Source organism: Viridibacillus sp. NPDC093762 (assembly GCF_050279675.1).
Taxonomy (GTDB): domain Bacteria; phylum Bacillota; class Bacilli; order Bacillales_A; family Planococcaceae; genus Viridibacillus.
This window is the reverse complement of the sequence record NZ_JBNNUK010000009.1, coordinates 45,572-71,424: the sequence shown is the minus strand read 5'-3', so window position 1 is coordinate 71,424 and position 25,853 is coordinate 45,572. Positions and strand designations below refer to the sequence as shown.

The following is a 25,853-nucleotide window of genomic DNA, read 5'->3' as shown; positions in this document are numbered from 1 at the left end:
TCAGTCACCTATGCTTTCTTGTACCTTTACGCAACGTACTAGATGGTCTTTTTCAAACTTTTTAAACTCAAGATTATAACTTGTACATGTATGGTCTGCGTCCTTGCATCGATTTACAAATGGACATATATTTTCATTATTAATTGAATTAGTACTTGAAGTGCTAACACTTTGTATCTTTCTTCTTTTTAATCCAGGCCTTGATTCTAATAAAACACGGGTATATGGGTGCATAGGTTGATTGAATAATTTCATCATTGGAGCCTTTTCAACAATAAAGCCACCATACATCACAGCTACTTCGTCAGCTAATTGAGCAATCACCCCAAAGTCGTGTGATACCAATAAAATGCCTGTATTATATTCCTTCTTTAATTTATCCAACTGTTTTAAAACTTGAAGTTGATTTGTTGCATCAAGTGCAGTTGTCGGTTCATCGGCAATTAAAATAGAGGGGGTTAGGGACATGGTAATCGCAATCATAACTCGTTGCAACATCCCACCACTTAGCTGAAATGGATATTGCTTTAATACAGTCTTTGGATTAGTAAAGTCGGTTTTCTCTAAATACTCCACAGCCATTTTTCGCGCTTGTCGCTTAGTCATAGGCAAGTGAGTTCTAATTGTTTCAATAAAATGGCTTTCAATTGTTCTTACAGGGTTAAAGGCAATCATAGGATTTTGCATAATCATAGCAATCTCATAGCCCCTTACTTTCCTTACGTCTTCTTTTGAACAGTTTAAAAGGTCTTTATCTCTATAGTTAATGCTTCCATGCTTTACTTTTACATTGTCAGGTAAAAGATTTAACAAAGACAGGCAAGTCAACGTTTTCCCTGATCCACTCTCGCCGACAAGGCCTAACACTTTCCCTGGATCAAGTGTAAAATTGATATCACGCACTGGTTGAACCACTTTATGGGTTATTGATACGGATAAAGTTAAATTGTTTACAGTTAGTATCGGTTGTTGTCTCATTCCACGACCTCCCCCTTAGCCCTTTTTCAGGTCTAACATATCCTTCAATGCCTCGCCGAATACGTTAAAGGCTATGACAACGATGAAAACCATCATTCCCGGGTACAACATCAATGAAGGGTAATTTCTAAAAAATGGTTTACTATCATTAATCATCATTCCCCACTCTGCCTCTGGAGGTTGTACTCCAAGACCTAAAAATGAAAGACTAGAAATAGCTAAGATAACTCCTCCGATGTCCATAAAGACTAATACAACAACTTGAGAGATAATGGCAGGGAAAATGTGTTTCATAATTATGATAAACTTTGGAGTGCCACATATTTTGGCTGCTAATATAAAGTTTTGTTCCTTAACACTGAGCACCATTCCTCGAATGACACGAGCATAATAAACCCATTGAACAAGCACCATTGCCAAAATTAGATTAAAAATCCCCGGCCCCAATATGCCAACCAAAGCTAATGAAAGAAGAAAGCTTGGGAATGCCATGAGGATGTCACAGATTCTCATAAAGAGATAATCTACCTTACCACCAACATATCCTGCAAAAATGCCAAGTGGAACACTAATCATCATCATAAATCCTATGACAAGGATGGCTGTTCCGAGCGAAGTCTGTGTTCCAAAGATTAATCGCGATAATATACATCTCCCTAAATGGTCAGTCCCTAATGGAAACTGAGAGGAAGGGCCTTGTAGTTTCTGAGCGATATCAACAAAGTTCGGATCATTAGGAGCCAAAAAAGGAGCAAAGAGGGCTACTCCAATCATAAGTAAAATAATGATACTGCTAATCGTCATGAGCTTATGATTTATCAGCTTTCGATTCAACTTTACAATCGGTCTCATTCCACTCCCTCCAATCGAATACGGGGGTCTAGTAAGGAATATGTAAGGTCAACTAAAAGATTACAGACCACAAAGATTACAGTCATAAATAATACACAGCCCTGGATCATTGGATAATCTTGATTTATAATGGACGAGACAAATAATTGTCCCATTCCTGGCCAAGCGAAAATGGTTTCAACAATAACTGCTCCACCTAGCATATTTCCAAAACTCATACCTAGCCCAGTCACTACAGGAAGGAGGGACTTTTTTAACACATGTCTACTAATGATTTTCCCTTGACGCAAACCTCTCGCTCTTGCATATATAACAAATGGTTCATTTATATTTTCAAGCATACTCGCTCGAAGTAATCGTATATTTGTGCCAATATAGCCAAAAGCAAGCGTTAAGGAAGGAAGCACTACATGTTCTAGTGTCCCCCTCCCCAAAACGGGTAATAAATCTAACTTTAATGATAAAAAATAGATTAATAGAAAACCAAACCAAAATGTAGGCATAGAAACACTAACAAAAGCTATTATTCTGCTAAATTGATCTATCCATTTTCCTTTGTAGATAGCCGATAGCATTCCTATTGGTAAGCTAATAACTACAATAAAGAAAAACGCAGCTAATGTTAGTTGAATTGTTGGAACTAAATGTAACAACATCTCGTCCCAAACTGTATTCTTAGACACAAATGAAATCCCTAAATCAAGTTGAATTACATTTCCTAACCACTCAAAATACTGGATATATAAAGGCTTATTTAATCCAAGCTCAAGTCGAAGAGCAGCCACAGCCTCATCAGTAGGCGGAATATTCGATAACCTTAAATAAGCTACTGCTGGATCTCCAGGAATTAAGTGCAGTAAGATAAAAGTGATAATTGAGATTCCTAATAATATTGGAACAAGACTTGCGAAACGCTTAACTATAAACCAACTCATGTAGTACTCCTTAAGTTGTTGTTATTAATAATCCTTCCATCATTCAACATCTATTGTAGTTAAAGGTACCTCTGCTTCTTGAGGCAAAAAATCTAATCCTTTAATATTTTTATGATAAACCGCTACATTGGATTGATAAGATATCGGTAAGTATACCGCTTGCTCATGCAAAGTTGTTAAAATATCGGTATACAACATTTTTCTTTCTTTTTCATCTGTAGTTAAAAGCACTTTTTTAATCTTCTCGTCTATTTCTTTCTTCTCTGGTAACCCCAATAAAGCAGTATAATCTGGACCACCATTTTCTGAATCTGTTGTAATTGAAGCTAAATAAGAATGTGGATCAAAAGGTACGGCCCATGTTGAGGTAAATAATATGTCGTAATTGCCTTGGAATGCCGTTTTCCAGAAAGTATTAGTTTCCTGACTATTCAACTTAATATCAATTCCTAGTTTTCTAAAATCACCTTGCACAAATTCTGCGATCGACTTTTGGATATTATCTGTACTATTAAAAAGGAATTCTAGCTGCAGTTCTTTTCCGTCTTTTTCTCTAAACGGTTTACCCTCTATTTTTTTCCACCCTGCTTTATCTAATAACTGCTCTGCTTTTGCTGTGTCATACTCATATGGATCTATGTCAATTTTTGTGTAATCCAATACAGGTGGAAACAATGTATCTGCTTTTTTTTCCATACCATAAAAAATATTATCGATCACAGCCTGTTTATTAAATGCATAGTTCAGCGCTAAACGTACTTTATGGTCTTTAGTTGCTTCTTTATTTGTATTAAAAAGAAGCGTTCTTGTAGCTGTAGGCTCTGACAACTTAGTTTCATATTTCCCTGAATCCTTTAAAAATTGGAATGAATCTTGACTGATGACCCCATTACCAAAAATAAAATCAAGTTCATTTTTCTCAAATGCTAATACTCTAGATTCTCCGTCAGTAATGACCTTAACAACAACCTTATCTACTTTTGGTTTAGTACCCCAGTACTTTTCATTTCTTTCGAATAATGCATATTCATTTTTCTTATATTCGCTCAGTACCCATGGCCCTGTACCAATTTGAGATTTAAGACCATCCTTAAATGTATCTTGGCTGTCAGGAAAAGCAGCTTCTCCAACAAATCTCAAAGGTCTTATGTATGTTAATTCTTGTAGAGTTGGATAATAAGAATTGTTCAAAGTAAGCTTAAAAGTATATTCATCCACTACTGCTGTATCTTTAATTTGGTTAATTAACTCTACCCATTCATGTTGTTTATGATTATTTAAAATCGTATCGAAATTCTTCTTAACAATTGCCGCATTAAATTTCGAGCCATCAGAAAACTCTACATCTTTTCTCAGATGGAACACATATTCTTTGCCGTCTTTTGAAATATCCCAGCTCTTTGCTAACCAAGGCTGAATATCCCCACCCTTCCCGTAATACACAAGGGGCTCATATACCATTGCTTGTGCAAAAAACTCATTTGGAAAATATGTATGTGGATTTAAATCGCCTATATCTCCAGTCATAGAAAATGTAACAACTTTCTCATTACCTTTAAGTGAAGTAGTTTCTGAACCTTTGGGAGTATTACTGCAACTCGTTAAGAACATTAATAATAGTAAAAAGAGAAGACTTAATAATTTTGATCGTTTGAATAACACTTTTTCTCACCTTCAACTATAAAATTTTATTACCATAAAATATTGGCAAACAAAAAAGCATTCCTAACCCGATAAAAAAGGTCAGCAATGCTTATAGTTTCAGAACAATTTTGTCTCCTAGCACTCTAACACCTCCCTATCTCCCGTAGGTTTATCAGCATTTTTAGAACAGGCAGGTCTTCTGACTTAGGTTCATAGCCTCCATGCGTCTTCCCGGATATTATCCAGTGACTTTCTTGCATGAGACTCACCCTTACAGCGGCGGGACCATGTCGGATTTTCACCGACTTCCCTATTAAGTATTCGTTTTAAACGAACACACCTATTCCAATACTATATGTAATTTTTTGTGCAAATAAAAAAAGTTTTCCTAATATAAAGTATATTCGTTATTACAACTTAAAGCTATATCAATTTTAAGACTTAATTTTATTCAAAAGTTTTACCACAAAAATTTGCACGTTTTTTTTTGCAGTTACACATATCGTTGCTGGTTGTAAACGTTACGTTACATTGCCTTACACCTAAAGTGGAAAATTCCACATTTATGCTTAACAATAAAAAATAACCTGATTATAAATAACTGGTTCGCTTTAAGAGTACTAAAACTAATTAAAGTATCAATTTTGGATTCCAATCGCATATGATTTAAACCTTTTATTATTGTTTACTAAATAAGGTTTTTTTCGCAATTGACATAGTAATTAACAGATTAACAATAGCTAATATCGTTAAATCATTAAGTGGAAACAAAAATACCTATCCTCAGATGCTTTTTAAGTAGCATATTCGACTATTTTAAATAATGGATTTAGAAGAATTTGTAATATACATATATTTGTAACTTACTGATATTCAACTAACGAGGCAGTTTAGTTTAATAAGATAACCTCCATCTGTTTAATTGAGTACCAGCTCATGTAATAATGAGGAACTTAAGATAATTACTACTTTTGCTTATAATTGAACGGATGCCAAGAAAAGCCTCCGCATAGCGAGAAATATGGAGGTGTAAGAGATTGAATAAACAATGGACGATTGGTAAAATTAAAGAATTTGTTGAGAACAATTCGGAAAGTAAGTTGCTAACGACGGAATATCACGGTTTTTCTCAAAAGTTACTATTTTAATGTGCATGTGATAGCAACTTTGAAAAACATTTACGAAATTTAAAAATAATAACCAACGTAAATGTGACGTGTGCCTACCACCAAAAGCGACACAATAACTTATAGCGAATAAACGAAGTGCCGATTTCTATTAAAGAGAAGTTGGCACTTCGTTTATTTTATCATTTCAATTCAAATAAAATTGAACAATTAAGTAACTCAAATTTAAAGATAGAGATTGTCCAAAATGCAAATCATTCCTTTGATATTGAAAAATTCGATACAACAAATTCAATATTAGGTTTATCAAGGGTAGTGAAAAAACTTCAGGAAGCATTAAAGACAATTTAGTGAAATAATGAGATTATCAAAAGATAACCAATTTAGGTCTAATTTAATCGCTAAAATAGATGTACAAGAGGTGCTAATTGCACCCCTTTCTTAATGGTTATTTATATTTTTACTCCTCAATTTCGAACCCGTTAATAATCAACAGACCGTTTACATTTGAATTGTTTGAAGCTTCTTTTTATCAATTTTCCCTACATGTGTTTTTGGTAGTTCAGGGATAAAATAAATATTCCGAGGGATTTTATAACTACCTAGATGACTTCTACAAAGGTCTTGAATTTCTTTAACATTATTAAATGCATCATCAGATACGATAAAAGCCGTAACGATTTCACCCCAGTGACAATCAGCAATTCCTATAACTGCGACCTCTTTCACCTTTGGATGAGTAATAATACATTGTTCCACCTCTTGAGGATAGACATTTTCCCCTCCTGAAATAATCATTTCTTTTACTCGTCCTACGATATAAATATCCCCGTCCTGATCCATCTTCGCTAAATCACCAGTACGAAGCCATCCATTAATAATAGTTTTAGCTGTCTCTTGTGGATTCTTCCAATATTCGCTGAACATATGCTTTCCTTTAATATATAGTTCTCCTACTTCATCACGTCTGCATTCTCGACCATTCGGAGCTTGAATTTTAACTTCATTAAATTGCATACACTTTCCGACAGATCCTAGTTTTATTGCGGCCTCCTCTGGTTGAATAACAAAATTATTGGGACCAGCTTCGGTTAATCCATAACCCTCTTTAAATGGTACTCCCTTTTGTAAGAAGGTTTTATGCACAGTGATGGGACATGGAGCTCCACCTGATAAAAATACTTTTATACTAGGAAAACTTGTTTTCTTGAATTCTTCTGTATCAATCATAGATTGATACATTGTCGGGACAAATAACGAAATTGTTGTGCTGTAACTATTCAATGACTGGATTGCTTCTTGGGGATTGAATTTATTTCCTATTACAACTGTACCTCCAGCCATTAATATTGGAATTGATAATGCATTCAATCCTCCCGTATGAAATAATGGCATATAATTTAATGTGCAATCATCACTACTAATATTCCAACTAATAATAGTATTGAAGGCATTCCAATTTATCGCATCATATGATAAGACTACACCCTTTGGCTTTCCAGTTGTCCCACCAGTATATATCATTAACCATGCGTCTTTCGAATTCCAATTATTTGTTGGTACATTGAAGTGCTCTGCTACAATCTCTATTGTAATTGGGTATGCTTTCATATGTGGGTTATTAGCTATAAGCTTCATAAATTGATCTTCATATAGTATTAAGGCTGGTGTACAATCGTCAAGAATATAGTCAAGTTCTGAATGACTTAATCTCCAGTTTAAGGGAACATAGATGTAACCACCGATGGCACATGCAAAAAGAATGGCAAATAGATCAATTCTATTTTCCGCAATCACGGCGACCCGATCACCTTTTTGTAGACCGCAGTTTTTTAGAAACATAGCCCACTTTTTCACTTCATAGCCCAATTGTTTATAGGACCAGCTCCTGTTCGTAGCAATATCAATCAACGATGTTTTTTTGGGGGTAATGGCAGCTTTTTTTAATATCCATGATTGCTCACTATGCATAACTTCTCCCCCTTACATCATAATTCCACCATCAACCTGTAATACATGGCCTGTAATATAGCTTGCTTCTTCTGAAGCTAAAAATAGGTAAGCATTGGCAATATCTTCTGGTGCCGCTAAACGTTGTAAAGAAACGATGGATTCCATTTTCTCTAATACTTTAGATGGCATTTTTTCAACCATTGGTGTTCTAGTAAAACCTGGTGCAACTGCATTGACATTAATTCCTTTTCTACCTAGTTCTTTTGCCCAAGTTTTAGTCATCCCAACAATAGCTGCTTTTGTAGCTGCATAATTTGTTTGACCAACATTGCCGTAGACACCGCTGACAGATGATGTGTTTATAATTTTCCCATAGCCTTGTGCTACCATAGCTGGAGTAACTGCTTGAGTGCAATTGAAAACACCTTTTAAATTTACATCGATTACTTGATCAAACTGTTCTTCCGTCATTTTTGAAAGCATTGCATCATTTGTAATACCCGCATTATTTACTAAAATATCAATCTTATTATATTTGCTAATCACTTTTGCAATTACATTATTGACGCTTTCACGTTTAGTTACATTGATGGGATAGAAAGCTACATCATAGTCATCTTCAAGGTATTTCGCTTCAACTTTATATCCTGCTTCTTCGTTGTAATCCGCAATAATAACTATTGCTCCTTCTTCTGCAAATCGTTTTACTGCTGCTAAACCAATTCCACTAGCTCCACCTGTAATCATTGCCACTTTATTTTGCAATCTCATTCCAATTCCTCCATTATATAAATAGTTCAATCTGATTAACTAGTTGTGTTAAATCATCTATTAATGGTGAATGACCACTGTCGCTCAGTTTTACTACTTTTGCACGTCCCTCAAAATCTTCTATTATCTCTTTTGTCATAGTCTCAGGTACTACGTAATCACGATCACCATAAATAATTAGTGTAGGTATTTGGATTTTCGCTACTTCGTTTTGTCCATGACTTACTTCATTCTTCTTAGAACTAATATTGAAAGTATTTAACACATGATATACATCTGCAAGATTACGCTGTGTCAACATATCATCTATATAGGCTTCATACTGCAGTTCTGATGGTTGCTTATGCGTATAAATAAGCGCATTCCAAACTGCTTTTAATCCCTCACGATTCCCACTATCATATAAATTTTGCATAGGTACAGTTTTTACGGAATCTTTTTCAACTTCTTCTAGAGTAAGTATTCTCTTTAATAGATTAGGTGAACCATCCGGATTCGACGCATAAAATGCATAACCTCTTGTTGAAGCGGAAGCTAGTAGGACTAATTTATGACATAATCCGGGATAATCCGCACAAAATTGCATTGCAACAGCGCCCCCAGTAGACCAACCTACTAAAGTAAAATCTTTTAACCCGAGAGCATCAACCCATAGCTTTAAGTCTTCGCTAAAGTCACGAATTTGTGACACTCGTTTATGGTAAGATGATTGACCGAATCCTCTTAAATCTGGTGATAGAATTGTAAATCGTCCATCAAGTTCTTCCATTAGTACATCCCAATGTTTTGAAGATGTCATATTGCCATGAATAAGAATTATAAGCTCATCTCCACCAGCTCTTTCACGATAAGCTATTGTTTCTCCGTTAGATAACCGCACTTTTTTTAATACGTCTTGTTGCAATGTCATACAATCTCCTCCTCATGAGTTCCCCATCTAATTGTTACTGCCCCCCATGCATAACCAATACCTGCGCTAACAAGCGTGATAATATCTCCGTTTTTTATTTTCCCTTTTTCTAAAGCTAACTCTAAGGATAAAATTTGATCAATCTGACCGATATGTCCGTAATGTGATAAATAAATTGACTGTGATTCGTCTAGCCCTAGTGAATGAAGTACATAATCATGTGCTGACTTTTTCATATGAAGCATAGCAATATAATCCAATTGAGATTCGTCATATCCACTCTTCGATAAAGATTGGCGGATTACCTTTAAAAAGTTACTCAATGACTTTTGCTCAAGACGTGTCTTCATGCCTTCAGGGTCTAGCACATCTAATTTATATGCACCTGCTTGTAGTAATTCAGGGGTCAATGGTTTTTTTGTTCCACCAACCGGTACAACAACATCTTCTGAAAAAGATCCGTCCGTTATCAAATCACTTTCAAGAACGATATTTTCTTTCACATCTTTTTGTAGAATCATAGCTCCTCCGCCAGCGCCTAAGTTATACATGAAACGTGTTCGATCATTTGTATAATCGATGAAATCATGGTTTCGATATCCTCCTGCAAGTAAGATAGTACGAACATCTTCATTAGCTAGCATTAAGCTTTTTGCAACTTTCATCGCCATTATCGTCGTTCCACATCGAAGCTGTACATCGAATGACCATGCATTTAAAGCACCAATTTCTTCTTGGATTTTAATAGCTGCTGTCCACAGTGGATATTCTTTATGTTCCTCACCGATATAAATAATGACATCAATATCTCGTGGAGATAAATTTGTCTTTTCTAAGGCTCTTTTGGCAGCCCAAACTGCCATTTGCACTGTATGATCTTCTGGTCCAGCAATCGTCTTTTCAATAATACCCAATTTTGTTTTAACAATATCAACTGGAATATTCGATTTTTGACTAATCTCTTCAAAGGTCATACGGTTTTTAGGTAAATAGATTCCGGTACTTACAATCCCTATATTCATTCAAATCGCTCCTTATCCTTGACCAAAGGTACAGATTGCGTAGGCAGTTGGGTTTTGGCTTTCTTCGATTTCCAAGTCAAATATTTCACATATACAGTACCAACAATGCCTTTTGGGAAGAAGATGACTGCTAAAATATAGAGCATTCCAAAGAAGATAATCCAGCGTTCAAAAATCGGATAGTCATTAGCTAAACCTGATAGATAATGTTGAGCAGTTTCAATCACTAAACTGCCAACTATTGGCCCGATAAGTGTACCAACTCCACCAATTATCGTCATTAACAGTGCATCTAATGTTATATCCATTGACATTACACTTGTATTGACAAAGCGAAGAGATATTGCATAGAGTGATCCTGACAGACTAGCAACGACACCAGCTACTACTGAAGCTGTCACCTTGTAGTGTAATGTTCTGAATCCTAATGATCGTGTCCTTTGTTCGTTTTCTCGTACAGCAATTAGTACTTTACCTAATGGCGAATTTACAAATCGTCTAAGTACAAGGAATACGACAACAAGACAGACTAAGACGAAGAAATAAAAGATAACACGATCTCTGAATACATCCGGAGCTCTGAAAGTAAATCCGTCATTCCCTTTTGTAACAGTACGCCATTTCTCCGCTACAACTAAAAACAAACCTGAAATCGCCAATGTCAACATGGCAAAGAAATGGCTCTTTAAACGCAGTGTCAGGAGCCCAACTAGGAAACTAACAATACCAGCAAAAATCATACCTACTATAATCGAAATGAGGAAAATCATCATAGTATTGTTATAAGTACTAAGTAAAATGGCCGTTATATAAGCGCCTATTCCAAAAAACATAGCATGCCCAAACGACACAATTCCTGTATAACCGAGTAAAATATCATAACTCATAGCTAATATACTGAAAATAAATATTTGGGTCATTAGTATCGTTAACGTTCTAGAATCTGCAACATAGGGAAAGAAAATGAGTGCTATTATAATTATCAAGAATGTCAAATTTTTAAGAGAAAAGTATTTTTCCTGTCTCATTTTTAGCCCTCCTTCGCATTTGTGAATAAGCCTTGTGGACGGAAGATTAATACAATAGCCATCAAAATCATATTGACCGCTAATGATAAATATGGAACATAGTACGCCATGAAACTACCCGCAAGCCCCACTAGAATTGCTGCCATTAATGAACCAGAGAAACTTCCCATCCCTCCTATTACTACAACGATAAATCCTAAAATGGCATATTCCATTCCCATCTCTGCGTATATTACGCCCGAGTACGGAGCCATAAGCATTCCGCCGAATGCTGCCATTGCTGAACCGGTCATGAAAACGAATAAAAAAACACGTTTAATATTAATACCCAATGCTTGCACCATTTCTTTATCCATCACACCAGCACGTACGATTAAACCGATTTTTGTTTTCTTTAATACATATTGGAATATTCCGAAAATAATAAGCCCAATAACGATAATAAAAATACGATATTTAATCACAATTACTTCACCGATTTCCCAGCTACCTGCTAAATATGAAGGCACATCTACAGGAATACTATTAGGTCCAAAAACAACCTTAATACATTCTGATAGTACTAGCATAAATCCAAGCGTTATTAAAATTTGTTGTACATGATTGCCATATACGGGTGTAATGATTAATTTTTCCGTGATCCACCCTAGGAGAAACCCTGTTACAATCGCACCTAGTATTCCGACTATAAAACTCCCTGACCATGTATAAACAAAGATTCCAGAATAAGCTCCCCAAACAAAAAGTCCCCCATGGGCAAAGTTTAAGACGTCCATTAATCCGAAAATAAGTGTCAATCCAGCTGCTAATAAAAAAATCAACATACCTGTGGCTAAACCATTTATAAATAAACTGATAAATAAATCCATACTCGATTCCCCCTAACCAATTCCTAAGTATTTCCGTTTCAATTCTTCATCTCCAATCAATTCAGCCATAGATCCTGAATGAACAGTTTTTCCATCATCTATTAATGTATAGGTATCACCAATCCGACTGGCCATAATAAAATTCTGTTCAACAAGAATAATCGTTGTTTTCTTTTTCATTTCTGTAATAGCTTCCATTACTTTTTCTACAACGATTGGAGCTAATCCCTTTGAAGGCTCATCTATCAATAAGAGTTTACTGTCATTTACAAATGCTCTTGCCATAGACAGCATTTGCTTCTGCCCCCCGGATAAATGCCCCCCAGCCTTTTTCCAAAACTTTTTCAAATCGGGAAATAACTCTAATATATATGCCTGTTTTTCATATACTTCATCTGTCTCTTTTCGGATTGCAACTTTCATATTTTCTTCCACTGTTAAGTCCTTAAATATACCTTGATCTTCTGGAACATAACCAATACCTAGATTGGCAATATCATAAGGCTTTCGTTTTGTAATGTCTTGCCCTTCATACATAACTTTTCCGTGGGAAGCAGGTGTCAAACCCATTATGGTTTTTAAAGTAGTTGTTTTACCCGCTCCATTTCTACCAAGCAATACCGATACTTCCCCTTCTATTGCTTCAAATTGAATCCCTTGTAAAATATGATATTGTCCAATATGTGTTTGAAGCTGATCAAGGTTTAATAAGCTGTTCATCGTATAGCCCTCCTAAATACGCGTTTTGTACGGTTTCATTGTCCATAATTTCTGAAGGCGTTCCATCTGCTAAAAGCTTCCCATTAAAGAGCACCATGATCGAATCTGAAAGATCTAAAATCATATCCATCTTATGCTCAATGAGAAGTATGGTTTTGTCTCCTTGTTCCTTTATTGAGCGTATTACCTCTAAGATAGCCGGTACTTCCTCTAAAGACATACCAGCAGTTGGTTCATCCAATAGTAAGATTTCCGTATTTAGAGCGAGTAACATCGCAATTTCTAGTTTACGTTTTTCACCATGAGATAGTTGACTTGCAACTGCATTCACTTTGTTATCAAGCAATACTTGACCCAATATTTCTACTGCTTCGTTGGTAATCGATTTATACTGCAAATAGTGTTTATAAAAGTTAAACCTTACCTTTTCACGAGATTGCACTGCAAGTCTAACATTCTCCAAGACTGTAAGATTTGGAAAGACATTTGTGATCTGAAAAGAGCGACCAAGTCCTTTTCGTGTACGTTCGATAGACGAATCATTTGCTAACGATTCCCCTTTTAAAAAAATTTCTCCCTCTGTTGGTTTCAATTCACCACTTAGTAGGTTGAAAAAAGTAGTCTTTCCTGCACCATTTGGACCAATAATAGATTTGAAATGCTTTGCCTGCATTTGAAAATTCACGCCATCAACTGCACGATGCCCCCCAAATTGAATACTTAAATTTTCTGTCCTAATGATAGGTTCCATCCTCATTCCTCCTAAGTCTAGCTCTCTTAAAAACTTCTTATGTAAAAAGTTTTTAAGAGAGCCAGGCCAAATTTATGGTCTGAACTCTCGTATATTTATTTTTTATTTTGAATTGGCGGAGCTGTTTCGTCAGGTGTTAGTTCACGAATTAATACCGGAACAGGGTAGTCAACACCTTTTTGTTCTTCAAGTTTAATAGAATACATAGGTTGTAATGCTTGGTGATCCTCTTTACGGAACGTCATTTTCCCTTTCGGTGTCTCAAAAGACATACTTTCCATTAATGGAATAAGCGTATTACCATCTGCATTACCATCTGATTTTTTTAACGCCTCAACAATAGCAACAGCAGATGAAAATCCACCTGGTGTAAATAAGTCTGGCACTTCATTGTTAAAACGTTTTTTATGCTCTTCTACTAACCAATCATTCACTTTGTTTTTTGGTAATGTATGATAATATACTGAGAATCCTTCCATGCCTACAAGGGGCTTCATCAATTGAAGAGCGGCAATATCAGGTGCACCTGTCGAAATTTTTATACCTTTTTCTGTTAACTTAAGATCTGCAATTTGATTCCAAGGTGAATTCGTACCAGCCCATACAACAAATAGATATTCAGGTTTTGCCTTCACAACTTTCTGTAAGTTAGATGTGAAATCTGTTGCAGCTGGATCAGCATATTCTTCTAAAACAACTTCTGCTCCTAACTTTTCTGCAGCTGCTTTAAAAGCCTTAACTCCATCCCAACCGAAAGAATAATCCGGTGCAAATGTTGCAATTTTTGTTCCTTTTTTAGCAATCGCCGCTGCTGCTGCATAAGCGTCTTGAGAAGAATTTCTTGCTGTACGGAAGATAAATGGGTTGAACTCAGCGCCAGTAATACTATCTGCAACAGCTGGTTCTACAATCATAATTTTCTCGTATTCTTCAGCTAGTGGTAAGACAGCTAATGTATCTCCAGAACTAGATGAACCTACTAAGAAATCTACCCCATCATCTTCTAATAACTTTGTTGCTTTTTGCACTGCTACTTCTGGTTTAGTTTCAGTATCCTCCCAAACAACTTCAATTTTCTTACCTGCAACCTCCATCTTGCCATTTGTTGCATAATCTAACCCTAGTTCAAAGCCTTGTTTTGTTTGTTTTCCATAAGACTCTAATGCTCCAGATAAAGAGGCCAATACACCAACCTTAATTGTCCCTCCTTCTTTTTCATCCTGTTCCGAAGAGGATCCACTTGTTTTCTTGTCACTTCCACATGCAGCGAGTAAAAGCGTTACTGCTACTAATAGCATCGCCAACCATTTTTTCATTTAAATACCTCCCTCTTATTTTTAAAGCGCTTTCATCTTGCTGTAGAAGTATCATATCTAATCCTAGTTACAAATTAGTTACAAAGAAAAAGGACCCTACGTGTTCACAGAGGGCACTGAAAAGTCCCAAAATGAATTTAAGCCATGGCGGAATCGATTAATCGTTTCTCCCATGGCTTTTTCTTGGATGCCGTTAATTTCCGTTCGGGCGGACGCTTTCCTCGGGACGAACCTTGAGCCCCTTCGTCACTAACGCTCCTGTGGGGTCTCAAGATGTTCGCTAGTTCCCCAAGGAATTGCCGCCTGCACTCCAATCAACTAGCTTATGGCGCTTCGAAAAGCGAGAACGAATAAAAAAGACGTAGGTAAAAATCAAACACAAACGTATTACTTTGACATAGAAAAATGTTAGGTTTGTCCATTACAAGATGGCTGTTATAAAGACGGTGCCAAAAGCAATCGTATTCAGTTTCCATAAAATCAACCGAACATGAAGAACAAGCAGCTTTTCAAGAAATGGAAAGATTCAAAGACTTAGCGAAAAAGCGCTATAAAATTGAAGCGAAGAATAAAGAGTTAAAAAATCCGCATGTCTACAATACGGAAAATCGGCAGGTTTATTTGGCCTGGAAGTCCAAGGAGCTACAACAATATTTGCGGTGAATCTGAAACGTATCTGGAAGCTATTAAATGAAGAATAAGGAAATACCAAAAAAACACCGGCTTTCTGTTCAAAATCGAACAAAAAGTACCGGTGTTTACTATTGAAGAACATTACATTTTAAAAACGCAAGTTTTTCAGTGCCCTCCATTTTCACATAAGGTTATTTTAAAATCATCTCATACATTTGTATGGTTGTTTCCATTGGTTCAATATTCAATTCGTCTTTTAATACTTGTTCACATTTTTCAAACCATCTGACAGCCTGAGTACGATTTTGAAGTTGGAAGTATCCATACATGATTAGGCGATATCCTTCTTCCCATGTATTATCTTGCTTCAACAAGTGGTCTGCCCAATACACGGTTTTGCTAAATTCTTTTAATCGGACATAATTCTGTGCTAAACGTTCAATTCCTTCCATATAAATATATTTCAATTCTTCTCGTGTATCTTGAAGCCATTCTGAATGTTTCTTATCCGCGATAAAATCACCTGTGTATATTCGGATTCCTCTTAAAAGCCATTCATTCGAAAGATTAGGATTTTTCTGTTGCATGCCTAGAGACATAAATTGTCTAAAAAAATCTAAATCACTTTTCATACAATGCTGTGTAATGAGCTTGTACATTGATTGCTTTCGAACAACGTATGCACTTTCTATTCTAGGAAGACGGTTTGGTTCTAGCACTTTTAATAAAGCATTATAAGCAACTTTGAAATCTCTTGCCATCGTTTCCTCAGTAGCTTTTGGCCATAATACATTAATTATTTCTTCTTTGGAAACAAATCTCGTACGATTGAGATATAGGTAAATGAATAATTCCTTTGCCTTTTCTCGTTGCCACTCTTTTTCAACTATTACTTCACCATCGCGATAAAGAGTAATAGTTCCAAATAGCTGAATAGTATACATATGCGCTGGCACAGGTATATCAGCATCTATTTCTATCAATTTATAAAAGTGTTTGGTTTTAACAGCTGATTTTTTTAATGTATTCCAATGATCCAACAGTTGCCACCATACTAAATTGTACTGAGGACCAAAGATATGTTGGTCTTTTACAAAGAAATCATATTTTTTCTCTACAATAGTTGCCATACATAATTCAAAATTTGAAGCAAATTCAACTTCATCATTTTGCATATAAGCGATATAAGCACGCCAAAAGCTAACAATTGTCAGTCCAAAATAATCTTTTGAGTTTTTAAACTTACTTTCTGCGCTCTTAATAGCTTCTTTTGCCTCTAAGTAATGAGCATGTTCCACATAAACTATTGATAAGGCTACATAAAGTAAAGCCGAAACCCAATGATCATGCACTTTCTCCGTTTCTTTTAACCCTAATTTTATATTGAAAAGTGCTTGCTCAAGTTGTTGCTGTCTACTTTTTACAATTGCTAGTCCCATATAAGACTCGGCTTTTGCACGTTTCACATCCATACTATCCATTATTTCGATGGTCTTTTCATAATATTGTTCCGCTTCAGCAATATCTGCTGGATTCAAAACCAATAATGTATGTCCTTTACGAAGATAGGCTACTGCTAGAATGTACTGTGCATGTTCATTTTCCTTTTTCAAGATGCTTTTATTTGCTGATTCTAGTGCTGTTACATAATCACCTAATAAGATTAAAATAAATGAATATAAAACATCGGTCTCACGATAAGTATCTGAAATAAGGCTATATGAATCTAAACGATTTTCTAATAAGCTTCTTGCTTCCTGAAGTTTGCCTTGTCTTAATAATATTCTTGCATCCAAATTTCCTTGCCTAACTACACGAGAAGAAAGACCCACATCTGAAACCCACTTTTCTGCTTCATACGGTTTGCCTAAGTTCACTAGATTTTCTGCATATTGTTTTTGTATAAATTGCAGATAATCTTCTTCTAACTTCGCTTGTTCCACCAATTCAAGTGCTTCTTGTAAATAATTTCCAGCAAGTGACGGTTGAATAGTATCCAAATAGATATGTGCAATCCCAGCCTTGGCTCTTAATAAATAATCATAAGACAAGCACTCTTTTGCGCATATAATACATTTTTCATACGCTTTTTTTGCTTTTTCATACTGTGCACGATATCTCTGACTTTCACCTTCATAATAGTAAAGTTGAAAATGCTTTGCCATTGTACTAGCTGATAGTTCACGAATACGTTCGATAAACCAATCGAATTTTCCTTCTTCTATAAACTGATTTGCAAAATAGGCTAAAGTAGATGCAATCAAATCTTCATTTTTTGTTTTCATCGCATGATGAACGGCTTTTACAGGGTTTCTTTGCTGAGTAAAATATTTTGTAGCCTTTAAATGCAACGAGTGATAAGTATCTAAATCCTGTTCCATTAGTTTCAATTCTAAAAATTGCTGAAATAACACATGATATCGAAACTCTGTGTATCCACTTAATGGCTGGATAAAAACATGTTTATTGACTAGAATTTTAAGCTGCTCTTCAAAAACCTCCCCGTAGAATACTTCTATTAATTCATACGAAAATGTTTCAAAAATGCTGAATTTCATAATTGCATCCTGTTCGAAATCATTCAGTCCCTCAAATACTTCATACGATAAATAAGTAAAAAAGTCATTTGACGAAAGATTCTGTAATTTATCTATGGATTTCTCTAAATCAATAGATTGAGTGGCGAGAAATAAAATAGCAATAGCCCAACCTTCTGTTGTCCGGAGGATTTTGACCACTTGTTCCTTTGTTATATAATGTTGAAAGTAATCTTCAAAGAACACCTGGATTTCTTCTGCAGAAAAGACAAAATCTTCTTCTATACATTCAACTAATTGATGATTTAACCTTAAATTCCGTATACACCCCCAAGAAGGATATGTTCTTGATGAAATAATTAGATGAACATTTGGTGGTAAATGTAATATCAGTTTCTCCATGATGTAATGAATATGAAAAATATGATCCACTAAATTGTAATCATCTAGTATTACAAAAAATGGTTCTCTCATCTTGCAAAACTCATTTACAAACATAGTAAAAAGCTTATTTAACTCTTCAACTTTAGGAAACATTGAAAGCTGATCCCAACCAATCATTGTTTCTCCAAAAGAAGGATATACATTCCGCACACTATAAAACAAGTGACGTAAAAATGGCAAAACATCGTCATCATCTTCTGTCACTTGATACCAAGAGAAAGCATTGGATTGATCTGCTAAAAATTGTGCCAATGCGGAACTTTTACCAAAACCCGCTCCACCATGTAAAATAGTAAGCTTTGTATGATGACTTCGTGCTAACTTTTTCATGACCTTTGCTCGTCTCATATAATGTATAGCAGGTTCTGGTGGAATAAGCTTAGATATCAATATGTTGTCTTCCATATTGTACCCCTTTCTCATTCTCATTGATTTACATTTCTATATTAAAAGTGCTTTACTCCATTGATGATAAAACATACTAATCGTTTCAAAACGATCTGAGGGATTATTTTTCAATGCTTTTGAGCAAATATTATATAAATCTATTGAAGCCTCCCACATTTCGAAACTTTTATCACTTCGTCCTCCAATAAACGCATATGCTAAACCTGCTAATGTATATACATTTGTAGCACTTGTAATTTCAGCATTTAATCGATACTCTTCAGGTGCTTTATACCGACTAGAACCCCAGTAATCCTCACCCATATCATTAAAGACAGGTGCTTTTTTAAAAAAATCAATGTCGCAAATATGCAATTTATTATTTTTGAAATTATATAGTATGCTACCATCATAGAAATCAACCATCACATATCCTTTATCTTCTACAAAAACCGCAAATTCATATATTTGGTTCAATATCGAAATACGTTCTTTTAAAGATAAACTTCTTAATTTCACAAAAGGAGAATCAAGAGAATTGTACTTTTCAAAAGGCGTAAAACCCCAATGATTATGCATACATTCTCCTTCTACCCATTTAAATTTTAACCCGTAACCTTGTTCTGTCTGAAATGTCCCTATGCATTGAATTAATAAGGGGTGATCAATATGTTGATAAACTTTCTTTGCTTCTTTTAGGCGTTTAATCGCTGATGTTATATCTCCAGTATATTCTAAATTTCTTGCACCAGCATATTTAATGAAATAACGTTCGTCATTTTCTATAATTCCAAAACTAATGTTTCCTGAATCCTGATGATCAAAAATAGTAAATACTTCTACTGCTTTAAGCCAATTAAAATCATGATATTCTCTTAACTCTAATAATAATTTATTGCTTCCAATGAATACTTTAACCAAATTATGCTCCTTCATTGAGCTTACGTGGTTTATAGAGGGGTGATACGTTTACTCAAAATTGATAAACCTCTAAAATGTTTGGCGAATTTTTCATATAACATCACACCTTTCAATATACTTCCATTTAGTAAAGTATTCGAAATCCGAATATTCTTATATTAATTGTACAGTAATTACTAAAAGCCTACACTAATAAATTCTTTGCAAGAGTACGTAGTATTTATGTTTAGTTTTTTTGGGCATACTTACGGAGACGTGAGTATGATTGGTTATATGTTATTCAATAAACGGACAGTGAGATTTAAAGGGAGGGTTTAGGAATTTGCGAGAATACATAAAACAATAAATGAAAATGCTTTACTTGTTCCCGTAGATTCGTATGAGGTAAATGAGAAGAAGGCATAAGAACACTACTATGTTATTAATTAAGCTTTTTCTTAAATAGACATCCACCACCAACAGAGATTATATTTCCACAAATAAAAGCAGAGCAATCGAACATATCAATCTTCCCAATCGCAAACAACAGAATTGGACAAATCAACAAGAAAATCCTCCAACTAATAACAAGCTTTTTTTAATAATTTCCCCCTCACAATCTTAAATATATACGCTAGTAGTTTGTTAAATATCACTATAATAATAAATTATTTTCTTTTTATTGCCAATTAATAGAAGGTGGTAATTTTCGAATACGCCCATTTTATTAAGTTATAGAAAATCAACAGTAAAATAGCCAAAAATAAAAAAATGTATGCACCTGAAATTACTTAGTAATGTAATTCATTCATAATATGTGTAACATATTATGAATGAATTATCATGTACAATTACTTGTCTTTAGTGTTACAGAGTAGAAGGTCTCTTTTCCCCATGTAAATCACTTTGACGCAAGTTGAATTTTTTCAGTATTTTGTATGAACTCATTGTAGGTATTATTAATTCGAATAATCGTTTCAGAAGTATTAACTGCTTTGTTTGTTAGCAGTGCTTTTTTGTTAGCTTCACTTAGCTTATTGTACGTAATATCGTATTGTGAGCCTGGACCACTGTTCTTCCAAGCCATAAACTGAATCGTTCTTCCTACTGACTCAAAAGTATTGTTTTTAAATGTTGGGTTGATTGCGCCACTTGCTAAAATCCCACGGGTACTAGCATTTCCATTTGCTACATTCCGGATTAGGTTTTTTTCAATAACAGCATTCGTCCAATTCATGACACGAATAGCATCCATGCGTGTTTTATCAATTTGATTATTACGAATGATTACTTTATCATGATACATTTTACCTGAATATTTATGGGTACCAATAGCTCGATCAAGATTCTTAAATTGATTGTTTTCAATTGTTATATTTTGATTTGGTGTCTTATCATACTTGCTCCATTTTTGACTCCAACCTGCTGTCGTTTTATCCGGTGTATCAATATTAATGGCTTCTTTGTTCTTATTAGCTGATGCTTTGGAATTTGTAAACGTATTTTTTCGTATCAAAACATTCTTAGAAGCATCTAGTTCGATAAAATGTCCAGAATACATATTCTTAAATTGAATATTTTCCACTTTTACATTTTGGTTATGCCCCATTATCAAGGCAATGCTATCTTTCTCGTAATTCATATCAATTGTTACTTTACCTTCACCTATAAAGGAAATATTCTTTTCACCATTATATTTGCCATATACACCCGATTTATTGGCTTTTGATGGTTTGATTAATTGAAAAATTGATTTTGAAGCTTTAAATTTACTTGTACCGGTTTTCTGACCTTTGACAATATTTACACCATCATTCATTTTTATTGTTACATTCGATGGAACATATAGTGTATTACTAATTTTGTAAGTTCCTTTTTTTAATACGAGCGTTCCTCCACCTTTTTTCTCCAGTTTCTCTAAATAGGAACGTAGTACATAATAATGCTTAGTATTACTGTTATATGTAGTGTATTTCAACATCGTTTTATCCACCGGTACTGTATTTGGTGAAATTGTATAAACACTTTTTGCGGCAGCTTCTACAGAATTAGGTATACCCCCTACCCATACACTTAATATCAAAACAGTAGCAGCCAATAATGCGCCCATTCTCTTGAATTTCATAATCATGTTGTAAAATTCTCCTTCTCAAAAAACGATAATAATATTTTAGGATATGAATAATAGGATTTCAAATACTTATTAACGAAACCTTTTATCACAATACCCAATACGTAATTGCAAAAAGTACAAATATTATGATGGTCCATTTGTAGTTTTTTGTGTAACAATGTTGTATTTGGTTTATTCATGCAAAAATAGTAATTATCGTTATTCCATATTATTCCTTCTCTATCAATGAAGCAAACATCGAATACATGTTTACTATACATTGTTTTTTATATCGAACTCTACATGGAATGTTACAACTTAATGTAGAATATTATATTCGCATTAAGTTATTAGGAACATCTACTGTTTTTTCACCACTACAAAGAGAAAATGATAAAAAAATGAAACTTTTCTCATTAAATTTCAATCTTACTTGAAAAATGAAAGAAAAATGAAATTTTCCAAAAGAAATTCTTTGTTAAAATTAAAAGCATCAATACTAAAAAGTGTTGTCACATGGAGAAAAATGTATTCTTCAAGATATAGTGGAGGAAAAAATGAGATTAGAAAAACAATTAATCAAAAAGATATATTATGAAACATTCCTAATAGAGAATGAAACACATCCAGCTCTTCAAGTACTAGGAGAAACTTATTTAAACGAACAAAAAAATGAGATTTCCGATGGATCTTACATTCGTTTTGCACAAGGTGAATTTTATTATCACCACCAAGATTTTGAATCAGCTATTTTTAAATGGGAGAAAGTTAGTAATGAATTAGCACCATGGGCACAAAAAAATATTGCGGATGCTTACTTCGAACTTAACCAATTATCAGTTGCTGAAAATGTCTATACCTCCATTACTACTGATAACAAAATACTCATGACCGAAATTGTACTGCAATTATTGTCTCTTTACATCGAGCAAAATAATCTTGTTTCAGCTTTCGCTGCTATTAAAGAAGCGGTTTCTTTAAATCCCGATTATCCAAACGTTACAACCATTGCACGTTCCTTTTATGAAGAACAGCACGATTTTGACAGTGCAGTAGAGCTTGCTGTGAATGAGTTAATTCGAACAGAATCTTCTCCATGGTTTGAGGTTCTAAAGGAATATATCAATAAAGGATTTACTAAAAATATTTCACCAGACTATTTTTATAAAGTATTAGTTACATTAAATAATGTAGATCAAGTACAATTTACGCAAATTGTTTCATCACTTTGGCACAGCTATAAAAATGAACAAAATTACTTATTATGGCTTAAAACAATAAATGAATTTTTCTTACTAATAGAAATCCATTCTTCCGATATATGGGACAACATTTCTTCTCTTTACGAAGAAACATACTTTGAATTAATCCAAGGTCAATATATGCTAAGAGAATTACACGATATCATTCCTAATCTTTTAACAAATTGGTTAAAGGTAGCCAATCCGTCTCATTCTGTATTTCCTTCTGCTGCAGTATTGGCATGGGATGAGATTTTCCCTTCCGAAATAGATTCAGCAAATATAAAACATGCAGAAAACTTACTGTCATATTCTATTAATCACGTGAATGGCTTAGAGTATAGTTTACGTCTTTTTGAATCTATTACACAGTGGGCACAAAAGCATGATTTAGAAATAGGTCATCGATTTAGATGGTTAGTTAGCGAGCTTGCAGATTTAAGAACAAATCGCCTTTTAGTAACTGGAACTTCAGGAAACGGAAAAGCTTCATTTATTAACTCTATCCTAAATGAAAATATATTAGAAAACGCAATCTCTAATGTAGTTGTTTTTAATAATGAAGCTTATACAGAAATTAACGCAATAACAGATTCAGCAATTACAACAACTGAGAATTTCTCAGATTACCATAACATGATGTCTCTACACCCCCAATCAGATAGAGATAAAGCATATGTTGAATTTAAATTACCATGCAGATTTTTAAGTAAAAATAAACTTACTTTGGTTGTTACACCAAGCTTTAATAGGAACAACGACACTAGAGATGAGACATTTGAATATTTAAATTCTGTAGACGAATTATTGTTCGTATTGAATGCGGATTCACCTTTTACTGACAAAGAACGTGATATTCTATTAAGTATTCAAGAACATACACCAAATCTACAAATTCATTTCTTATTAAATAAAATCGATAATATATACAGTGAAGCAGAAGCAAAAAGAGTTATAGATGATACGCAAGTGAGAATAAACGCATATTTCCCGCATGCGAGAATTTTTCCTTACTCTTCGTTATATACAAATAGTCAACAACTAAACAGATTATCTGAGTTTATTCATTCTAACTTTAACCATAAAAATATCGATGTAGAACGTACTGAAAAGCTATTGTTTTTCATTCGAAAAACAATTTCATATCTTTTGGATAAGCGCATCGAGAAGGAAAATAACCTAGTGGATTCTATTAATTGGAATGAAGATATGTTAGTTAAACTAAATGGATTTATTAATAACCTTACTGCTTTTGAGAAGGAAAAAATTCATTTAATTACAGAATCCTATCGTACAATGAAATACGAAATTGCTAATGATCTTACAGAACATATTCCGAAACTATTACAGAGTTGTTCTGACTTAATTAGTGAAGAAAGCGATTTTGGGCACATTGATATTGAACTAAATACAGAGATGAACAAAAGAGTTCAAAAATATCTAGAACAAACTGTGTTACCTAATCTTGCTCGCTCAATGCAAAATTGGATTGCAACTTCTAATAATGAGTTCCTTCAAAGTCAATCGTACTTAGAAGAAATCAATGAAAAACTTAATTCTTTATATGGAGAAAATCGAATACAGCTTGAATGTGACTTTAAAGTGCTTGATGACTGGCGGAGAGATACCGATAGAATGACAACTAGAATACAAATGGAAGAAGTAAATATCTTGCGCAGATTTACACCAGCACAATTTTTACTGAAAAGTGCCGGTAAATTATTTGGAGTTCTTCCTAAAAATAAAGCTATGCTATATAACAAATACAAACAGTATTTAGAAAATGAAGATTATACTGATGTAACGGCTTCTATTATGAACAAATTTTTCTTGCAATTTGAGCTATTTGAAAACGCACAAGCGAGGGATATTAATATCTTCTTTAGAAGTCCATTTGGCGAATTGGAACAAGCTGTAGAAAACACTCATATAGAAATACAAGAAAAACAAGATACACTGCATAAAATGAAATCAAATCCTGAAGTTTATCATGATCCAATAACACTCTTTGAATTAAGATTACGTCAATGTGAAGTAATCTTAAATAAAGGTGAGGATTATTCCTATAGAGATTTAACTTTAGAAACAAACATAGAGTAAAAATAGTATAACTCCAAAATCAACAATAAAAGTTGATTTTGGAGTTATTATTTGTTATCTTCACTTTTTTTCGGTACTCTGCAACTAGATGGTAAATTCGTTGAATACGGTAAGCTTTTATCAATTCCCTATTTATTTATTGAAGTGCAAAGTTTAAAATCTGCAATAACTTGTTTATCTGGAGGACTAATCCTTGAAGGTAATGAATCCATTTTAAAGAATTTCAATTCCTGAACTTCCGATAGATCTGCTTTTAATTCACCACTATATTCATCACAAATATATGTACTAGTAACATTATAAACCTCGTCACCATGGGGATATTTATAGTAAAGATCTTCGCCAGAATAAACATTAAATAATTGCAGTTTTTTTGTAATTAGTCCCGTTTCTTCTGCTAATTCCCGTCTTGCTGCATCTTCTAATTTTTCTCCTAATTCTAATGACCCTCCAGGTAATCCCCAACAATGGTTATCTGTTCTTAGTTGAAGTAATAGTTGTTTATCTTTATTTACGACCAGTACACTGGCGCCTACCATTAATAGTGGCCTAGTGCCTACTATCTTTCTCAAATCCATAATATATCCCAAGTCTATCACTCCTATATTTCCATTGCCTTATC

Annotated in this window: 19 protein-coding genes, 2 pseudogenes and 1 riboswitch; of the genes and pseudogenes, 4 read left to right on the top strand and 17 right to left on the bottom strand. The window is 34.2% G+C overall.

Annotated elements, in window-relative coordinates; translation table 11 throughout:
* The 4 genes from ACQKM9_RS12650 to nikA are packed head-to-tail and all read right to left on the bottom strand — an operon-like array spanning window position 1 to window position 4,427.
* On the bottom strand, window positions 1-978 hold the full coding sequence (locus ACQKM9_RS12650) for an ABC transporter ATP-binding protein (RefSeq protein WP_427734698.1): 978 nt from the start codon (window positions 976-978) through the stop codon (window positions 1-3).
* A gap of 15 nt (window positions 979-993) precedes the next feature.
* Window positions 994-1,830 carry a nickel transporter permease gene (gene nikC / locus ACQKM9_RS12645; protein ID WP_427734697.1) on the bottom strand — a complete coding sequence of 279 codons (837 nt, stop codon included), beginning with the start codon at window positions 1,828-1,830 and terminating at the stop codon, window positions 994-996.
* Window positions 1,827-2,765, bottom strand: coding sequence for a nickel ABC transporter permease (nikB, locus tag ACQKM9_RS12640; RefSeq protein ID WP_427734696.1), 939 nt, complete (start codon window positions 2,763-2,765; stop codon window positions 1,827-1,829). The genes nikC and nikB overlap by 4 nt, the downstream gene beginning before the upstream one ends.
* 39 nt (window positions 2,766-2,804) lie before the next feature.
* Complete coding sequence (nikA, locus tag ACQKM9_RS12635) at window positions 2,805-4,427, bottom strand: nickel ABC transporter substrate-binding protein (RefSeq protein WP_427734695.1); 1,623 nt, start codon at window positions 4,425-4,427, stop codon at window positions 2,805-2,807.
* Between the two features lie 154 nt (window positions 4,428-4,581).
* Window positions 4,582-4,768, bottom strand: a riboswitch (cobalamin riboswitch).
* 678 nt (window positions 4,769-5,446) lie between these two features.
* On the opposite strand from nikA, the pseudogene ACQKM9_RS12630 reads away from it, so the two are divergent.
* Together ACQKM9_RS12630 and ACQKM9_RS12625 are read left to right on the top strand one after the other, a co-directional pair.
* Window positions 5,447-5,655: pseudogene (locus tag ACQKM9_RS12630) on the top strand (hypothetical protein).
* 19 nt (window positions 5,656-5,674) lie between these two features.
* Window positions 5,675-5,887, top strand: coding sequence for a hypothetical protein (locus ACQKM9_RS12625; protein WP_427734694.1), 213 nt, complete (start codon window positions 5,675-5,677; stop codon window positions 5,885-5,887).
* A 150-nt stretch (window positions 5,888-6,037) separates the two neighbouring features.
* Here ACQKM9_RS12625 and ACQKM9_RS12620 read toward each other — a convergent pair whose 3' ends face one another.
* From ACQKM9_RS12620 to ACQKM9_RS12580, 9 genes are all read right to left on the bottom strand, one after another.
* The gene (locus ACQKM9_RS12620) at window positions 6,038-7,507 is read right to left on the bottom strand and encodes a class I adenylate-forming enzyme family protein (protein WP_427734693.1); all 1,470 of its coding nucleotides are present in this window, start codon (window positions 7,505-7,507) and stop codon (window positions 6,038-6,040) included.
* Window positions 7,508-7,519: 12 nt separating this feature from the next.
* Window positions 7,520-8,260 carry a 3-oxoacyl-ACP reductase FabG gene (gene fabG, locus ACQKM9_RS12615; RefSeq protein WP_427734692.1) on the bottom strand — a complete coding sequence of 247 codons (741 nt, stop codon included), beginning with the start codon at window positions 8,258-8,260 and terminating at the stop codon, window positions 7,520-7,522.
* A 13-nt stretch (window positions 8,261-8,273) separates the two neighbouring features.
* On the bottom strand, window positions 8,274-9,170 hold the full coding sequence (locus ACQKM9_RS12610) for an alpha/beta fold hydrolase (RefSeq protein WP_427734691.1): 897 nt from the start codon (window positions 9,168-9,170) through the stop codon (window positions 8,274-8,276).
* Complete coding sequence (locus tag ACQKM9_RS12605; protein ID WP_427734690.1) at window positions 9,167-10,192, bottom strand: 3-oxoacyl-ACP synthase; 1,026 nt, start codon at window positions 10,190-10,192, stop codon at window positions 9,167-9,169. The genes ACQKM9_RS12610 and ACQKM9_RS12605 overlap by 4 nt, the downstream gene beginning before the upstream one ends.
* A complete protein-coding gene (locus ACQKM9_RS12600; protein WP_427734689.1) occupies window positions 10,189-11,220 on the bottom strand; it encodes a branched-chain amino acid ABC transporter permease in 1,032 nt (343 codons plus the stop codon). Before ACQKM9_RS12600 ends, ACQKM9_RS12605 begins: the two co-directional genes overlap by 4 nt.
* A gap of 2 nt (window positions 11,221-11,222) precedes the next feature.
* The gene (locus ACQKM9_RS12595; protein ID WP_427734688.1) at window positions 11,223-12,089 is read right to left on the bottom strand and encodes a branched-chain amino acid ABC transporter permease; all 867 of its coding nucleotides are present in this window, start codon (window positions 12,087-12,089) and stop codon (window positions 11,223-11,225) included.
* 12 nt (window positions 12,090-12,101) lie between these two features.
* The gene (locus ACQKM9_RS12590) at window positions 12,102-12,809 is read right to left on the bottom strand and encodes an ABC transporter ATP-binding protein (protein ID WP_427734687.1); all 708 of its coding nucleotides are present in this window, start codon (window positions 12,807-12,809) and stop codon (window positions 12,102-12,104) included.
* Entirely contained in the window at window positions 12,787-13,560 is a 774-nt protein-coding gene (locus ACQKM9_RS12585; RefSeq protein ID WP_427734686.1) for an ABC transporter ATP-binding protein, read from the bottom strand. Before ACQKM9_RS12585 ends, ACQKM9_RS12590 begins: the two co-directional genes overlap by 23 nt.
* A 95-nt stretch (window positions 13,561-13,655) precedes the next feature.
* Window positions 13,656-14,876 (bottom strand): substrate-binding domain-containing protein, encoded by a 1,221-nt coding sequence (locus ACQKM9_RS12580; protein WP_427734685.1) that lies wholly within the window; start codon window positions 14,874-14,876, stop codon window positions 13,656-13,658.
* A gap of 325 nt (window positions 14,877-15,201) precedes the next feature.
* Here ACQKM9_RS12580 and ACQKM9_RS12575 point away from each other — a divergent pair.
* A pseudogene (locus ACQKM9_RS12575) lies at window positions 15,202-15,577 on the top strand (transposase); the annotation flags it as partial.
* A gap of 123 nt (window positions 15,578-15,700) precedes the next feature.
* On the opposite strand, the gene ACQKM9_RS12570 reads toward ACQKM9_RS12575, so the two are convergent.
* The 3 genes from ACQKM9_RS12570 to ACQKM9_RS12560 form a co-directional block, all read right to left on the bottom strand.
* Window positions 15,701-18,895: a BTAD domain-containing putative transcriptional regulator gene (locus ACQKM9_RS12570; RefSeq protein ID WP_427734684.1), complete on the bottom strand. Its 3,195-nt coding sequence runs from the start codon at window positions 18,893-18,895 to the stop codon at window positions 15,701-15,703.
* Between the two features lie 36 nt (window positions 18,896-18,931).
* Window positions 18,932-19,798: a serine/threonine protein kinase gene (locus ACQKM9_RS12565; protein ID WP_427734683.1), complete on the bottom strand. Its 867-nt coding sequence runs from the start codon at window positions 19,796-19,798 to the stop codon at window positions 18,932-18,934.
* 880 nt (window positions 19,799-20,678) lie between these two features.
* Window positions 20,679-21,908: a right-handed parallel beta-helix repeat-containing protein gene (locus tag ACQKM9_RS12560; RefSeq protein WP_427734682.1), complete on the bottom strand. Its 1,230-nt coding sequence runs from the start codon at window positions 21,906-21,908 to the stop codon at window positions 20,679-20,681.
* Between the two features lie 539 nt (window positions 21,909-22,447).
* Here ACQKM9_RS12560 and ACQKM9_RS12555 point away from each other — a divergent pair.
* Window positions 22,448-25,231, top strand: coding sequence for a GTP-binding protein (locus ACQKM9_RS12555; protein WP_427734681.1), 2,784 nt, complete (start codon window positions 22,448-22,450; stop codon window positions 25,229-25,231).
* 128 nt (window positions 25,232-25,359) lie between these two features.
* On the opposite strand, the gene ACQKM9_RS12550 is transcribed toward ACQKM9_RS12555, so the two are convergent.
* Complete coding sequence (locus tag ACQKM9_RS12550; protein ID WP_427734680.1) at window positions 25,360-25,821, bottom strand: NUDIX hydrolase; 462 nt, start codon at window positions 25,819-25,821, stop codon at window positions 25,360-25,362.
* Window positions 25,822-25,853: the final 32 nt, after the last annotated feature.

Excerpts from the sequence above, each read along its gene's own strand:
- ACQKM9_RS12650 (WP_427734698.1), bottom strand. The coding sequence starts at position 978 with ATGAGACAACAACCGATACTAACTGTAAACAATTTAACTTTATCCGTA.
- nikC (WP_427734697.1), bottom strand. The coding sequence starts at position 1,830 with ATGAGACCGATTGTAAAGTTGAATCGAAAGCTGATAAATCATAAGCTC.
- nikB (WP_427734696.1), bottom strand. The coding sequence starts at position 2,765 with ATGAGTTGGTTTATAGTTAAGCGTTTCGCAAGTCTTGTTCCAATATTA.
- ACQKM9_RS12620 (WP_427734693.1), bottom strand. The coding sequence starts at position 7,507 with ATGCATAGTGAGCAATCATGGATATTAAAAAAAGCTGCCATTACCCCC.
- fabG (WP_427734692.1), bottom strand. The coding sequence starts at position 8,260 with ATGAGATTGCAAAATAAAGTGGCAATGATTACAGGTGGAGCTAGTGGA.
- ACQKM9_RS12610 (WP_427734691.1), bottom strand. The coding sequence starts at position 9,170 with ATGACATTGCAACAAGACGTATTAAAAAAAGTGCGGTTATCTAACGGA.
- ACQKM9_RS12605 (WP_427734690.1), bottom strand. The coding sequence starts at position 10,192 with ATGAATATAGGGATTGTAAGTACCGGAATCTATTTACCTAAAAACCGT.
- ACQKM9_RS12600 (WP_427734689.1), bottom strand. The coding sequence starts at position 11,220 with ATGAGACAGGAAAAATACTTTTCTCTTAAAAATTTGACATTCTTGATA.
- ACQKM9_RS12595 (WP_427734688.1), bottom strand. The coding sequence starts at position 12,089 with ATGGATTTATTTATCAGTTTATTTATAAATGGTTTAGCCACAGGTATG.
- ACQKM9_RS12590 (WP_427734687.1), bottom strand. The coding sequence starts at position 12,809 with ATGAACAGCTTATTAAACCTTGATCAGCTTCAAACACATATTGGACAA.
- ACQKM9_RS12585 (WP_427734686.1), bottom strand. The coding sequence starts at position 13,560 with ATGGAACCTATCATTAGGACAGAAAATTTAAGTATTCAATTTGGGGGG.
- ACQKM9_RS12580 (WP_427734685.1), bottom strand. The coding sequence starts at position 14,876 with ATGAAAAAATGGTTGGCGATGCTATTAGTAGCAGTAACGCTTTTACTC.
- ACQKM9_RS12570 (WP_427734684.1), bottom strand. The coding sequence starts at position 18,895 with ATGGAAGACAACATATTGATATCTAAGCTTATTCCACCAGAACCTGCT.
- ACQKM9_RS12560 (WP_427734682.1), bottom strand. The coding sequence starts at position 21,908 with ATGATTATGAAATTCAAGAGAATGGGCGCATTATTGGCTGCTACTGTT.
- ACQKM9_RS12555 (WP_427734681.1), top strand. The coding sequence starts at position 22,448 with ATGAGATTAGAAAAACAATTAATCAAAAAGATATATTATGAAACATTC.